This window comes from Catellatospora sp. NPDC049609 (assembly GCF_040675365.1).
GTDB lineage: Bacteria > Actinomycetota > Actinomycetes > Mycobacteriales > Micromonosporaceae > Catellatospora.
The window spans coordinates 1-13,210 of record NZ_JBFAOU010000206.1; the positions used below are offsets into that span (position 1 = coordinate 1).

The window sequence follows — 13,210 nt, forward strand, 5'->3', positions numbered from 1 at the left end:
GGCCGAGGTGCCGGTCGGCGAGGAGACGACGGTGCTGCCCTCGTACACCCGGTAGCCGCTGACGGTGCCGGAGGCGGCGCCCCAGCCGAAAACTCGATGTGATAGGCCAACGCCTGTTCAAGGCGGGGCGGCGGATCAGTCGGGTTGCCTGGTCATGGCCAGGACGTCGAGGGCGGCGTCCAGCTCCGCCTCGGTGAGCTTGCCCGCCTCGATGTGGCCGCGTTCCAGGACCACCTGGCGGATGGTCTTGTTCTCGGCCAGGGCCTGCTTGGCCACGGCCGCCGCCTCCTCGTAGCCGATGTGGCGGTTCAGCGGGGTGACGATGGACGGGGAGCCTTCGGCGTAGAGGCGGGCCACCTCCTCGTTCGCCTTCAGGCCGGCGATGCAGCGGCGGGCGAACAGGCGGCTGACGTTGGTGAGCAGGGTGATGGACTCGAGCAGGTTGCGGGCGATCAGCGGAAGCATCACGTTGAGCTCGAAGTCGCCCTGGGACCCGGCGAAGGCGACCGCGGCGTCGTTGCCGATGACCTGGGCGCAGACCTGGCGGACGGACTCGCAGATGACGGGGTTGACCTTGCCGGGCATGATCGACGAACCCGGCTGGAGGTCGGGGATGCGCAGCTCGGACAGGCCCGCGCGGGGGCCGGAGCCCATCCAGCGGATGTCGTTGGCGATCTTGTAAAGGCTGACCGCGGTGACACGGAGCTGGCCGGACAGCTCCACCAGGGCGTCGCGGGACCCGTGCGCCTCGAAGTGGTTCTCGGCCTCGGTCACGGGCAGGCCCGAGTTGGCGGCCAGGCGGCGGTAGACCTCCCGGCGGAAGTCGGCGCTCGCGTTGACGCCGGTGCCCACGGCAGTGCCGCCCAGCGGCAGCTCCGCCACGTGCGGCAGGGCCGAGGCGATCCGCTCGGCGGCCCGGTGGAGCTGGTGGGCGTACCCGGAGAACTCCTGGCCCAGGGTCACCGGAGTGGCGTCCATCAGATGCGTGCGGCCGGACTTCACCACGTGCGCGAACTCCGCCGCCTTGCGCGTCAGCGCGTCCTCCAGCTCCAGCAGCGCGGGGCGCAGGTCGAAGGCCACCAGCCGCAGCGCCGCCAGGTGGATCGCGGAGGGGAACACGTCGTTGCTCGACTGGGAGGCGTTCACCTGGTCGTTCGGGTGCACCGTGCGGCCGAGGCGCTGCCCCGCCAGGCGCGCCAGGACCTCGTTCAGGTTCATGTTGGTCGAGGTGCCCGAGCCCGTCTGGAACACGTCGACCGGGAAGTGCTGCGCGAAGTCGCCCTCGGCGACCTCCCGCGCGGCCGACGCGATCGCGCCCGCCGTCTCGCTGTCCAGCACCCCGGTGGCCGCGTTGGCCTCGGCCGCCGCCTCCTTGATCTGGGCAAGGGCAATGATCAGGGGGTACGGCAGAGGGGTCCCCGAAACCGGGAAGTTCTCCACCGCCCGCTGGGTCTGCGCGCCCCACAGCGCGTCGGCGGGCACGCGTACCTCGCCCATCGTGTCGTGCTCGACTCGATACTCCGTCATGGCTTCATCCTTACCCCGTTCCGCACGGCAAGGCGAAGATCGGCGCGCACACGAAGAAGGGGCAGGACCATCAGGCCCTGCCCCTCGACAACTGCTATGCGTCAGATGCGCACGCCGGAAGCGGCGTGGAACGCGTGGTGGCTGCCCACGACCGGCTTCACGAACACGGTGTCGCCGAGGCTCGGCATCGCCTGGCGGGTCGTGGTGACCACGAACCGCTCCTCGCCACCGTTGATCGCGGCGTGGCCGTACACGTTCGCGTTGGCGCCCAGGTCCTCGACCAGGTCCACGACGATCGGCATGCCGCCCTCGCTCGCGCCCACCAGGTCCGAGTCCTCCGGGCGGAAGCCCACGGTGACCTGGCCGTTGCCGCCCTCGGCCTGCGCCGCGGCGACCTGCTCACGGGTGAGCGGGAGCACCATCTGGCCGAACACCGCGCCGGCGTCGGTCAGCTGGACCGTCTTGATGTTCATGGCCGGCGAGCCGATGAAGCCCGCGACGAACACGTTCGACGGCTTGTCGTACAGGGCACGCGGGGTGTCGCACTGCTGCAGCACACCGTCGAGCAGCACGGCTACCCGGTGACCCATGGTCATGGCCTCGACCTGGTCGTGCGTGACGTAGACCGTGGTGATGCCCAGCTGCGACTGCAGCGTGGCGATCTGCGAACGGGTCTGCACGCGCAGCTTGGCGTCGAGGTTCGACAGCGGCTCGTCCATGAGGAAGACCTGCGGCTCACGCACGATGGCGCGGCCCATGGCGACACGCTGGCGCTGACCGCCGGAGAGCGCCTTCGGCTTGCGGTTGAGGTACTCCTCCAGCTGCAGCATCTGCGCGGCCTTCTTGACCCGGACGTCGATCTCCGACTTCGGGGTCTTGCGCAGCTTGAGCGCGAACGCCATGTTCTCGTACACCGTCATGTGCGGGTAGAGGGCGTAGTTCTGGAAGACCATCGCGATGTCCCGCGACTTCGGCGGGAGGTTCGTGACGTCCTTGTCGTTGATGTAGATCGCGCCCTGGTCGACGTCCTCAAGACCGGCCAGCATCCGCAGGCTGGTGGACTTGCCACAGCCGGACGGGCCGACGAGGACGAGGAACTCGCCGTCGTTGATCTGGAGGTCGAGCTGGTCGACGGCGGGGCGGTCGGTGCCCGGGTAGATCCGGGACGCCTTCGCGTAGGTGACGGTAGCCACGGGGGTGTGTCCTTCCACCGGCAGGAACGTGCCGGACGATCCGAGTGAAAGTGAAGTGCCGAATACGTTTGCACGAACCCGGCGTTCGTCAACCTAGCCCGGTGACGCCGCGTTAACAAGCCCGTGGATCATCATGTGGAACGCACCTGCCAGGCAAAACGGACTTTACGCCGATGATCGGCACGAAACTCCGGGGAATCCGGTAGGCGCCGCGGAGGGTCCGCCGCGTACCATCGCTGGGTACGCCGCTGCGGCGGTCGTGCATGCCGGCCTGGCGCAATTGGTAGCGCACCCGACTTGTAATCGGAAGGTTAGGGGTTCAAGTCCCCTGGTCGGCTCCAATAGTTCAGCTAGGAACGGCCGGTTCGGGCGAGAAGATGCGACAGCACAGCCGCAGCCGTCGGAGTGAGGTCCAGCTTCGTGACCTCTGCGAGGCTGACGAACTCCGCGGCCTGCCCCTCCCCGACGACGATGGCGCTGGCGGGCATCACGCCGCAGCGGGCCGTATAGACGCGCACATCCACGCCCGACGTGCCTTCGGCGAGGTCCGGACGCACGTCCTGCCAGAAGAGCTGGAACTCCGTGTCGACGACCAGCCCGGTCTCTTCAGCCAGCTCGCGTCGAGCCGCCTGCTCGTAACCCTCGCCTTCCTCGACATGTCCGCCGACCAGACCCCACTGGCCCGGCTCGGCCCGCGCACGACGGTCACGAAGCTGCAGCAGGACCGCCCCGGTGGGATCGATGAGCAGCACCACCGCGATCCGCACCGGCGGCCCGGCCGGTGTCGACGGCTGAACACCCTCGACGCGGTGCAGCCCCGCGCGCACCCGGTGCCGGAGCAGCTCGTACTGCCCACGGCACCGGTTCGGCGGGCCGGACGGACGGGCCACGCCCACGCCGCCGGTGACGGTCTCGCCCGGGCGGAACTGATCCCGGGTGAGGTCGACCTCGGTGCCGTCGGGCAGGCGGTTCCAGTAGTGATGTCCGCGCCGCACGCCGCCCTCGAACACCTCGCCCAGCATCAGATCGCCACCGAGCAGGTCGTGGAGGACAAGGGCGGTGACCCCGCACTGACCACGGCTCGGGTTCTCCGGTCGCCAATCGGCGAGATCTACGGGATCGCAGGTATCCGGGCCCCAGGCGTCCCGCACGACGGTCCGCAGCCGCGACAAGGTCAGCATCGCGACATCATGCGGCCCGCCTCCGACAACCTGAGCGCGCTCGTGGCACGGAAAAGGGGGCCCGCAGCCACGGGCCCCCTTTGGGCGGACGCGGTCAGCCGAGCCCGCCGCCGAACTTCGTCCCCAGCAGGCCCCCGCCGACCATGCCGCTCGGGGTGAACGTCTGCACGGTGGTGTCGGTGCCGTAGACCGGCATGACGTGGAGCACGCCCTCGTTGTAGCTCGTGCCGTTGTCCTCGAAGGGCACGCCGACGATCAGGTCCGCCTTACTGCTGTTGCGGATCTTCGTCGCGAGCAGCACGCTGCCGAACTGGTCACCGGTCTCGCCGTCCTCGTCCATGGGGCATTCCGGCAGTCCCGACCATCCGCAGCTCCGGGCCTGCGAGAGGAACAGGCTGGAGATGGCCAGACCGTCCGGGTTGCCTCGCAGCACGGTCAGGCCGCCGACGTCCGTGACGGTGTTCCAGTCGTCGTACGGCGCGGCCACGACGACGTCGGCGAACCGGTCGGCGTTGAGGTCGCCGACCGTCACGGCCGTGCCCCAGCGGTCGCCCGCCCCCAGGAGGTCGCCGCCCCGGTCGAAGAGGACCTGGCTCGCCGTGGCGGTGAGGCCGGTCGCCGCGCCGCGGATCAGGAAGGCGGCGCCGGAGTCGGCGCTCGTGTCGACGTCCTCACCCGGCGCGCCGACCGCGAGGTCGGCCTTGCCGTCACCGGTCACGTCGCCGGCGCCGAGCGCGAAGCCGAACTGGTCGCCGGACTCGCCGGTCTCCGGCATGTTCGCGGTGTCCTGGTCGAACGCCTGCGAGCCGGTGGCGGTGATGCCCGACGGCGAGCCGAGCAGGATCGTCACCGAGCCCGTGCCGGTCGCGGTGCCGATGGTCTCGCCGGGTGCGCCGACGGCGAGGTCGGTGCGCCCGTCGCCGTTGAAGTCGCCCGCGGCCAGGGCGGCGCCGAACTGGTCGCCGTCCTCGGCGGTGTCCGGCACCGCGCCGGTGTCCTGGGTGAACCAGTTGACGCCGGCGCCGGTCGAGGCGAGACCGGCGGCCGCGCCGTACAACACCTTCACGCCGCCCCGGTTGCCGCTGTTGCCCGGTGCGCCGACGGCGACGTCGCCGAAGCCGTCGCCGTTGAAGTCACCCGCGGCGAGGGCCGCGCCGAAGCGGTGCGGGCCGGTCCCCGGGATGGCGGACGAGGCGGACACGGACTTCGACAGCTGCGCCGTGAGGCCCCACACGGTGCCCCGCATGACGGTGACGGAGCCCTCGCCGCTCGGGCTGTCGGGGGCGCCCGCGAGGACGTCGGCGTACCCGTCGGCGTTGGTGTCCGCGGTCGTGACCGCGGCGCCGAAGTTGCCGTTGGGGGCCGAGGCGCCCTGCACGAAGGCGTTGTCCTGGGTGTAGAGCTGGTTGCCCAGCGGGTGCGGACCCGTCGAGGTGCCGAACATCGTGCGGATGGCGCCGCCGGCGGGCTGGCCGGAGACGGGGCGGCCGGGCTCGCCGATCGCGAGGTCGCCGAAGCCGTCGCCGTTGATGTCGTTGGTCAGCGGGCGCTTGCCGGAGCAGTTGTAGACCCGCAGGTTGTCGATCCACCAGCCGTATGCCGCGCTGATCGGGTCGACGCCGTCGGTCTGCACCTCGAAGCGCAGCTTCACCTTCCTGCCCTGGTACGCCGTCAGGTCCACCCGGCTGGAAACCCAGCCCAGGCTGTCGCCGCCGAACCACTTGCCGCTGAAGTCGAACAGCGTTTTGGTGGGACCGTTGACCCATCCGGATGTCAGCGGCGTCCACGCGGTCGAGCCCTCGACCTGGATCAGCACCCGGCCGCCGTCGTAGTGCGCCAGCGGGCTCGTGCCGTCGTTGACGGTGTAGTCGAACGAGTAGTGGTGGTTGAAGTGCGCGTACACCGGACCGGTGGCGGGCAGTTGCAGGTAGGCGCTGCGGGCCACCCAGTGGGTCGACCTCGCGGCGTCCGGGTACGGGTCGGGGATGTAGAGCGCGTTGCCCGCCGAGTGGCTGGGGCGGGCGCTGCCGTCGATGGACGCGGCACCCGACTCGGACCAGCCGGTGAACAGCGAGCCGCTGGCCGGCCAGTTGAAGTTGTCGAACAGGACGTTGGTGCTGGCCGCCGGAGCGGCGCACTGCGGCGCCTGCGGGATCGGACCGTCGGCCACCGGCTTGGTGGACATCTTGGTGGCGCCCGTGGCGTAGAGGACCGACAGGCAGTGCTGGTCGGTGATGCCCAGCGCGGTGTCCTTGGTCAGGTTGATGCACGCCTGGTGCAGCGCGTACGCCAGGTCGGAGTAGTCCGAACCCGGGGTCAGCAGGCCCTCGGCCGCCAGCCAGATGCGCGCCGTCTTGCGGACGTCGCCGATGGGCTTGATGGTGAACCCGCCGAACGTGCCGCCGTCGTTCATCAGGTACGCCGTCTTGTTGCCCACCCCGCTGTTGATGTGCACACCGGCGTTGTCGTACGGGTGGGAGTGCCACAGCGGGCTGTCGGTGGCGTCGGGCTGGTTCATCGCGGGCGGGTGGGACATGTTGCGGATCGCCCCGCCGGGGATGTCCTCGCCCAGCAGCCACTTCGCCGCGGGTGTGTCGTTGCCCGCCGGAGTGCCGGTGAAGACCTGGTCGAACGCCTCACCCAGCACGTCGGAGATCGACTCGTTGATCGCGCCCGACTGGCTGTAGTACAGCAGCTTCGAGGTGTACTCGGTGATGCCGTGGGTGAACTCGTGCCCCACCACGTCGTCGGCCGAGGCGTAACCGGCGCCGTAGGTCAGCTGCCCGCCGTCCCAGAACGCGTTCGGGTACGGGCAGCTGCCGGTGTTCGGGCAGAAGTTCACCGCCGAGACCAGGTCCTTGCCGGCGTTGTCGATGCTGTTGCGGCCCATGCTCGTCAGGAAGTCGCGGAACGCGCCCGACAGCTGGTAGGCCGCGTCGACGTCGGTGACGCCGGTGGCGCCCTGGCCCTCCGCCCGCGCGACGGGGGCGCCCCCTGGGCAGGCGTTGGTCGAGTTCGGGACGTTGCCGAAGTCGCAGACCGTCCGGGCGCCGTTGGCATGGGCCGTCTGCGAGAAGCTGAGCGCGACCCGGCCGTCGTCCGCGTTCACCAGCACGTACTGCCGGATCTCGCGGTCGGTCCTGCTGCGGACCTCGAGCTGCCACACGGCGCGCGCGCCGCGGACGTCCACGGCGTCGACGAGCGCCGGGTCGTACGCCGACAGCACCGGCTTCGACGCGGTCAGCGTCCGCGGCTCGACCCTCGCCGCCTTGGCGGTGCCCGCGACGGCCGTCCGCTGCGCCGCGGCGGCGGTGATCCGCGCCGTGCCGGCGAAGGCCCCGGCGGTGGTGGTCTCGCCGTTCATGCCCAGCAGGCTGCCGTCCTTGGCGAGCTGGACGTTGAGCTGCCCGCCGATCACCGGCAGACCTGCACGGACCTGCGGGAAGTGCAGGATCCTGACCCCGGCCTGGAGCTCGGTGCGGGGTGGGGCGAGCTCGCGCGCGGCGTCGCGGACACCGAACAGCGAGGCGTAGCGGTCGAGGTGGGCGCGGGCGGCGCCTTCCGGCGACGTGACGGGCCGACCGCCGACGGTCTCCGGCCTGATCGTCTTGCCGGCCGCCGGGCTGATGGCGCGCACCCGCCCGGCCGCGTCCCGGTGCACGGTCGCCGTCGGGGCGGGCGGTTCGGCCGCCGCGGGCACGGGCAGCACGAGGCCGCCGGTGACGAGTGCGGCAGCCAGGGTAATGGTCAGCCCAGGGAAGGCTGGCCGTCGTGAAGTACTCAAGACGTACCCCCGATTGATTTTGCCGACCGGAGGACGGTACTGAACCCGAGGGCCATACGGGATCGGCCATTTCTCCGAAGCCTGCGGCCGACGATCCAATCTCCACAGAGGTCCGCGTCCTGACCGGCGCCAGGGGCGTCCGGGTCAGCTCACCTGGCGGCGGTGCTCGTCGAGGCGCTCGACCAGGGCGACCATCTTCTCGAACGGCAGCCGCACAGCCGGGCTGAACAGGTTGCGGCTGACGCCGACGTGCGTACGCACCTCGCCGCCGTCCAGCAGCTCGACCCAGAGCATCCGCTTGCCCCCGCCCCAGCCCGGCTGGTGGCGGATGGTGAAGGCGCGCACGTCGCGCAGCGGGATGGTGGTGCGGGCGCCGGCGAACCTGAGGATGAGCAGGTCCCCGTCCACCCACACGCCCTGCTGCAGGCCTACGTAGCAGGCGGCGGCCAGGGCGGCGAGCGGCAGCAGCGCGGGGTCGGTGTAGCGGCCGTCCATGACGGCTTCGATGACCAGGGCCACGCAGATCGCCAGCCCGACGAGGTAGAGCGGGCCGAAGGCGGGCAGCGGCGTGAGGCGGGCGGCGCGGCGGACAGTGAGCGGGGGCACGGCCGCATTCTGCTCGGATGGCGGCCCGCCTGCCAGTCCTCGACCGCCGGGGATCGCTGTCTGCGGTCCGAAGTCGCCATCCCGCCGCGGAAAAGGACCCGGAACGGCGGTCGTCGCCGGCGAACGGAGGAGGGCGGACGCGCAGCGCGTCCGCCCTCCCGTGGGTGCCGGTCAGGCGACGGTGTCGCTCTCCAGCGGGAGCAGGCCGGCGGCCGTGCCGACCAGCGGCAGGGCGCGCAGCACCTCCATCGAGGTGGCCATGTTGCCGACGATCGGCAGGTCGTTGATGAGCGGCAGCTGGCCCAGCAGGCCGCCCAGCGGCAGGCCGCCGCCGGCGCCGCCGGTCAGCGAGCCGAGCAGCGGCAGCTCGCCGAGGCCGGGCAGCGGCAGGGCCTCGGCGGCCGGGGCCGACTCGGCGTACTCCGCGTCCTCGCCGGCGATCGGGCGCTCGGTGGCGCGGTGCCGGCCGACGTGCGGCTGGGCGACCACGGTCGGCGCGGCGAACTGCTGGGCGGCGGGCTGCTGCGTGGCGAGGCCGGGTGCCGGGTTGAGCAGGTTGGCGCCGCGGCCGGGGTTCAGCCCGGACAGGTTGCCGGTGACCTTGCTCAGGGCGTCGCCGACGATCGGCACCGAGCCGACGATGGGCAGCGCGCTGCCCGGCTTGCCGCCCTGCACGATGCCGCTGCTGAGCATGCCGCCGACGAGCGGCAGCTTGGTCACGGTGTCGAGGCTGAGCTGGCCGTTGACGACGTCGCGGACGCCGGGCAGCTGCTTGGCGATGTCGCCGACGACGAGGATGCCGTCCAGCGGGCCGCCGTTGCCGAGCACGTCGCCGAGGATCGGCAGCTTGTCGACGAAGGGCAGGCCCTCGGTCATGCCGGCGGCCGGCAGGTCCGCGTCGGCGGCCTGCGCCGCCCCGTCCGCGGTGTCCGTGGCGGCGAGCAGGTCGCCGATGTCGCTGCTGCGGCCCATCGCGTCGGCGATGAGGGCCGGCACGATCTGCGAGGTGGCGTCGGCGACCTGCTGGGACAGCGCCGGGTCGAGCGTGACGCCCTGCGAGTCGGACGGGTCGAGGCCGTCCATGTCGAGCATCGGGTCGAGGACGGCCTGCTGCATGAGCTGGTCGACCGGCTCGCCCACGGGGGCGTCCAGCCAGTCGCCGAAGCGGTCCTGGGTGATGTCGCCCGCGGTACGCGGCGCGGGCGCGTCCTGCGGCGGCGGTGCCTGCAGGTCGTTGCGCTCGCCGGCGAGGCCGCCGGGCAGGGCCCCAGTCAGGCTGTCCAGCGGGCTGGGGGCGCGCTTGCCGTTGAGGCCGCCGGTCAGGCCGCCGAGGCCGTCGGTGATGCCGCTGAGCGGGCTGGCGTCGCCGCCGGTGAGGCCGCCCAGGCTGCCCAGCGGGCTGGCGTCGCCGCCGAGCAGGCCGTTGGTCAGGCCGCCGATGGTGCCGTTGCCGTCGGCGCCGACCAGGCCGTTGGCGAGGCCGCCGAGCGGGCCGTTGCTGAGGCCGCTGATGGGGCTGCCGCCGGGCGTGCCGCCCAGCAGGCCGCCGAGCGGGCCGCCGGAGAGCATGCCGGTGACGCTGTCCAGGCCGGGCAGCGGCAGCGCCTCCTCCTTCGCGGAGCCGGTGAGCAGGCTGGTGGCGCTGCTGAGGAGGTTCGTGCGCGGCAGCGCGTCGGACAGCCGGGGCAGCTTGCCGGCGAGCGAGATGTCCTGGATTCCGGGCGCGTGCGCGGTGAGGCCGACCTTGCCGTTGCCGCGGGTGACGGCGAGCGGGCCGTCGGAGACCAGGCCGGCGCTCAGGCGCGTGTCAGGCGTGTCCAGCGACAGGCCCAGGTCGTGCAGGCCGCCCGTCGGGGAGAAGAGGTCGGCCACCAGCCCTCGCATGGCCTGGGGATCGGCGGTTTTGGCCTCGGCGAAACCTTCAGCGTGCGCGACGCCATTGCCGAGAAGCATGACGCCGCCCGCCACGCCGACGGCGCCGACGGCACGGTAGAACCACTTGTTCATGTCCATCCATTCGATTGCTGACCGGGGCGCCCGTTGCTGCAGGGCGCTGTTTGGTGCATTCGTCGGAAGGAGCAACGACCAAATGGGGCATATCGTCGCGGGAAAGGCATGTGCGACGATCCCTCAGGGGTGGTTCAGGTGGTACGCGGTCGATAGCATCCGGGCGTGCTCACCCCCTCCTCGGTAGTGGCCAACCTCCGCCGTGCCCGCAACAACCACTTCGTGATCAACGGCTCCGACGGCCTGGCGTACCGGCTGGCCGAGCAGCTGACCACCCGCTACGGCGTGGACGTCGTGGTGCTGATGACACCCGCCCAGCAGCGGGACGCGCGCGACTTCGGCGAGCTGCCCCGGGTGCGGGTGGTGCTCGTCGACCGGATCGACGAGCGCGCCCTGGCCAAGGCGGATGTGGCCACCGCGCTGGGGATGGCGCTCACCGTCCAGGACGACGTCGGCAACATCCACGTCGCGCTGCAGGCCCGCGAGCTGGTCCCCGAGCTGCGCCTGGTGGTCCGGATGTACAACTCCCACCTGGGCCGGGGCATCGAGGCGCTGCTCGGCAACGCCCGGGTGCTCTCGGACGCCGAGATCGCCTCGCCGGCTCTGGTCGCGCTCGCGCTCGACGAGGTCAACGCGGTGCCGCTGCCGGTCGGCGGGCGCACCCTCGTGGTGGCCCGGCGGGCCGAGGTGGCGCCCGGCGACGTGGTCTGCGGGCTGGTCGACACCACCGCCGGGGGCACCGCCCCGGACCTGCTGCCCGCCGACCCGGGCCGGGCCGACCTGGTGCTCGTCGAGGCCCGGGTGACCACGTCGGTGGAGGAGACGGTGGCGTCGGTCGCGCGCAGCGTGACGCGCAGCGCCCGCCGCTGGCGCCTGCCGGCGGTCGTGGACACCGCCAAATCCCTGATCTCGCGGCAGTTCCGCATCGCCGTGGCGGTGGTGCTGCTGGTCCTCGTCGGGGCCGGCTTCGCCTTCGCGCGTACGCAGACCGAGGAGGTCCACTCCTTCTGGGACGGCGTGTACGTCGTGCTCGTCAACGCGCTCGGCGGCCCCCAGCTCAACGCCGACCTGCCCGGCTGGCAGCAGATCCTGCAGCTGATGGTGTCGCTGGCCGGGGTGGCGCTGGTCCCGCTGATCACCGCGATGGTCGTCGAAGGGCTGGTGAACGCGCGGCTCGCGGTGGCGCAGGGCCGGCTGAGCCTGCCCGAGAGCGACCACGTCGTGCTGGTCGGTCTCGGCAACGTGGGCACCCGCGTGCTGCGGCTGCTCTACGACCGGGACGTGCCGATCGTCGCGATCGACGTCAACGAGCAGGCCCGCGGCGTGCCGCTGGCCCGGGAGCTGGGCGTGCCGCTGATCATCGGCGACGCCAGCCGGGAGAGCACGCTGCGCTCGGCGCACGTGCAGGACTGCCGCGCGCTGATGACGCTGGCCAGCAACGACGTCATCAACCTGGAGGCCGCCCTGCACGGCCGCAACCTCAAGCCGCAGCTGCGGGTGCTGGTGCGGCTGTTCGACGGCGACCTCGCGGCGCGGGTGCGCAAGACGTTCAGCATCCGGTTCACCCGGAGCGTGTCGTACCTGGCGGCGCCGGCCTTCGCCGAGGCGCTCATGGAACGCGAGGTGATCGGCACGATCTCGGTCGAGCGCCGGGTGCTGCTGGTCGCCGAGGTCGTGGTCGGTCCCGGCTCGGCGCTGGACGGGCAGCGGGTCGCGGCCGTCGACGCCCCGGGCGCCGTACGCGTGATCGCGCTGGCCGAGTTCGGCGAGCCCCGCCCGCTGTGGCGGCCCGCGCCGGAGCGCAGCCTGGCGGCGCGCGACCGGATCACGGTCGTCGCCACCCGTGACGGGCTCAGCCGGCTGATGCGCCAGGCAGCCGGAGCCGCAGGCGCGGACGACGCGGACCCGATCGCCGAGGGAGCAGCCGCCGCCGCGCCGTGACCACGCAGCCGCCGCCGGCCAGGGTCAGCAGCACCAGGCCGGCCGTGCGCGGCAGCCCGGAGGTGTCGACCGGCGGCCCGGACACCTGACGCCAGGAGTTGAAGCCGACGCCCGCCGCGAACAGCGCCACGGTCGCGTCGCAGCTGGCCGGGGCCGAGTCCGCCGTGCACTGCACCCGCAGGTCGCGATCGAGCAGCGCGTCGATCCCGGCACGGGCGCCGGGCTCCAGCGGCGCGCCCCGGCGCTCGGCGTAGCGCAGCAGGTCGTAGCCGAAGTCGTGGGCCTGGCAGGCGACCGCGAAGTCGAACGGGCGCCCCTCGCCCGGCACCGAGCACGAGCCCTTCGGGTTGATCAGCCGGACCGAGCCGTCGGCCAGCCGGGCGGTGCCCGGCTCGTACCCCATGACCTGGGCGAAGTCCTTCGGAACGGCGGGCAGGGCGCCGGCGGTGAGGGTGCGGACGGTGTGCGTCGCGGCGGTGTCGGGCGGGGTCTGCGCGTTGCCGGGCGTGGCCAGGGTCAGCGCGGCGGCGATGCCGACGCCCAGCACGAGCAGGGAGCGCAGCCAGCCCGGCAGCGGGCGGTGCACGGGCGTACGCCGCCGCAGTGCCGGGGCGTGCTGCCCCGCACGCTCGGCGGAGTGCCCGGCGAGGGTGGGCCGGCGCGTCCGTGACCGCATCGTCGCGATCCCTTCGCTGTGCTCCGGCCCGGAGGGGTTGCTCGTGCCCTCGGAGAGAGCGCGGCCGGACCGGGCGGCCACGCTACCTGCGGTTTCGCCATTCGCCCAGCCCGCTCACCGCTCACCGCGCCCAGCCGCCCCGCCCCGTCCCGCCGACCCCGCCCAGCCCCGCCCGGCGCCGCCCAGCCCGTCCCCGGCCCGCTGCGCTCGGCCTTCATAGACGTTGGCCTATCTGGATTTCGTTATCGTGATCAAGTTGATACAGATTTGGCAACCTGTATTTAAAAAGGGTCTA

General features: G+C 72.2%; 8 protein-coding genes and 1 tRNA gene. 2 read left to right on the forward strand and 7 right to left on the reverse strand.

The window, feature by feature from the left end:
* Positions 1–135: 135 nt before the first annotated feature.
* The gene (locus tag AB0J67_RS34640; RefSeq protein ID WP_363488879.1) at positions 136–1,527 is read right to left on the reverse strand and encodes a class II fumarate hydratase; all 1,392 of its coding nucleotides are present in this window, start codon (positions 1,525–1,527) and stop codon (positions 136–138) included.
* A gap of 101 nt (positions 1,528–1,628) precedes the next feature.
* Positions 1,629–2,720: a sn-glycerol-3-phosphate ABC transporter ATP-binding protein UgpC gene (gene ugpC, locus AB0J67_RS34645; protein WP_363488881.1), complete on the reverse strand. Its 1,092-nt coding sequence runs from the start codon at positions 2,718–2,720 to the stop codon at positions 1,629–1,631.
* Between the two features lie 265 nt (positions 2,721–2,985).
* On the opposite strand from ugpC, the gene AB0J67_RS34650 reads away from it, so the two are divergent.
* Positions 2,986–3,061, forward strand: a tRNA-Thr gene (locus tag AB0J67_RS34650).
* Positions 3,062–3,070: 9 nt separating this feature from the next.
* On the opposite strand, the gene AB0J67_RS34655 is transcribed toward AB0J67_RS34650, so the two are convergent.
* From AB0J67_RS34655 to AB0J67_RS34670, 4 genes are all read right to left on the reverse strand, one after another.
* Positions 3,071–3,901: an NUDIX hydrolase gene (locus AB0J67_RS34655; RefSeq protein ID WP_363488883.1), complete on the reverse strand. Its 831-nt coding sequence runs from the start codon at positions 3,899–3,901 to the stop codon at positions 3,071–3,073.
* A gap of 94 nt (positions 3,902–3,995) precedes the next feature.
* Positions 3,996–7,685: a M4 family metallopeptidase gene (locus tag AB0J67_RS34660; protein WP_363488885.1), complete on the reverse strand. Its 3,690-nt coding sequence runs from the start codon at positions 7,683–7,685 to the stop codon at positions 3,996–3,998.
* Positions 7,686–7,829: 144 nt separating this feature from the next.
* The gene (locus tag AB0J67_RS34665; protein WP_363488887.1) at positions 7,830–8,291 is read right to left on the reverse strand and encodes a hypothetical protein; all 462 of its coding nucleotides are present in this window, start codon (positions 8,289–8,291) and stop codon (positions 7,830–7,832) included.
* A 171-nt stretch (positions 8,292–8,462) separates the two neighbouring features.
* Complete coding sequence (locus AB0J67_RS34670; protein WP_363488889.1) at positions 8,463–10,298, reverse strand: hypothetical protein; 1,836 nt, start codon at positions 10,296–10,298, stop codon at positions 8,463–8,465.
* A gap of 165 nt (positions 10,299–10,463) precedes the next feature.
* Between AB0J67_RS34670 and AB0J67_RS34675 the strand changes: the two genes are divergently transcribed.
* Positions 10,464–12,239, forward strand: coding sequence for an NAD-binding protein (locus tag AB0J67_RS34675; protein WP_363488891.1), 1,776 nt, complete (start codon positions 10,464–10,466; stop codon positions 12,237–12,239).
* Here AB0J67_RS34675 and AB0J67_RS34680 read toward each other — a convergent pair.
* Positions 12,151–12,915, reverse strand: coding sequence for a phospholipase A2 (locus AB0J67_RS34680; protein ID WP_363488893.1), 765 nt, complete (start codon positions 12,913–12,915; stop codon positions 12,151–12,153). The two genes, AB0J67_RS34675 and AB0J67_RS34680, sit on opposite strands and share 89 nt — an antisense overlap.
* Positions 12,916–13,210: the final 295 nt, after the last annotated feature.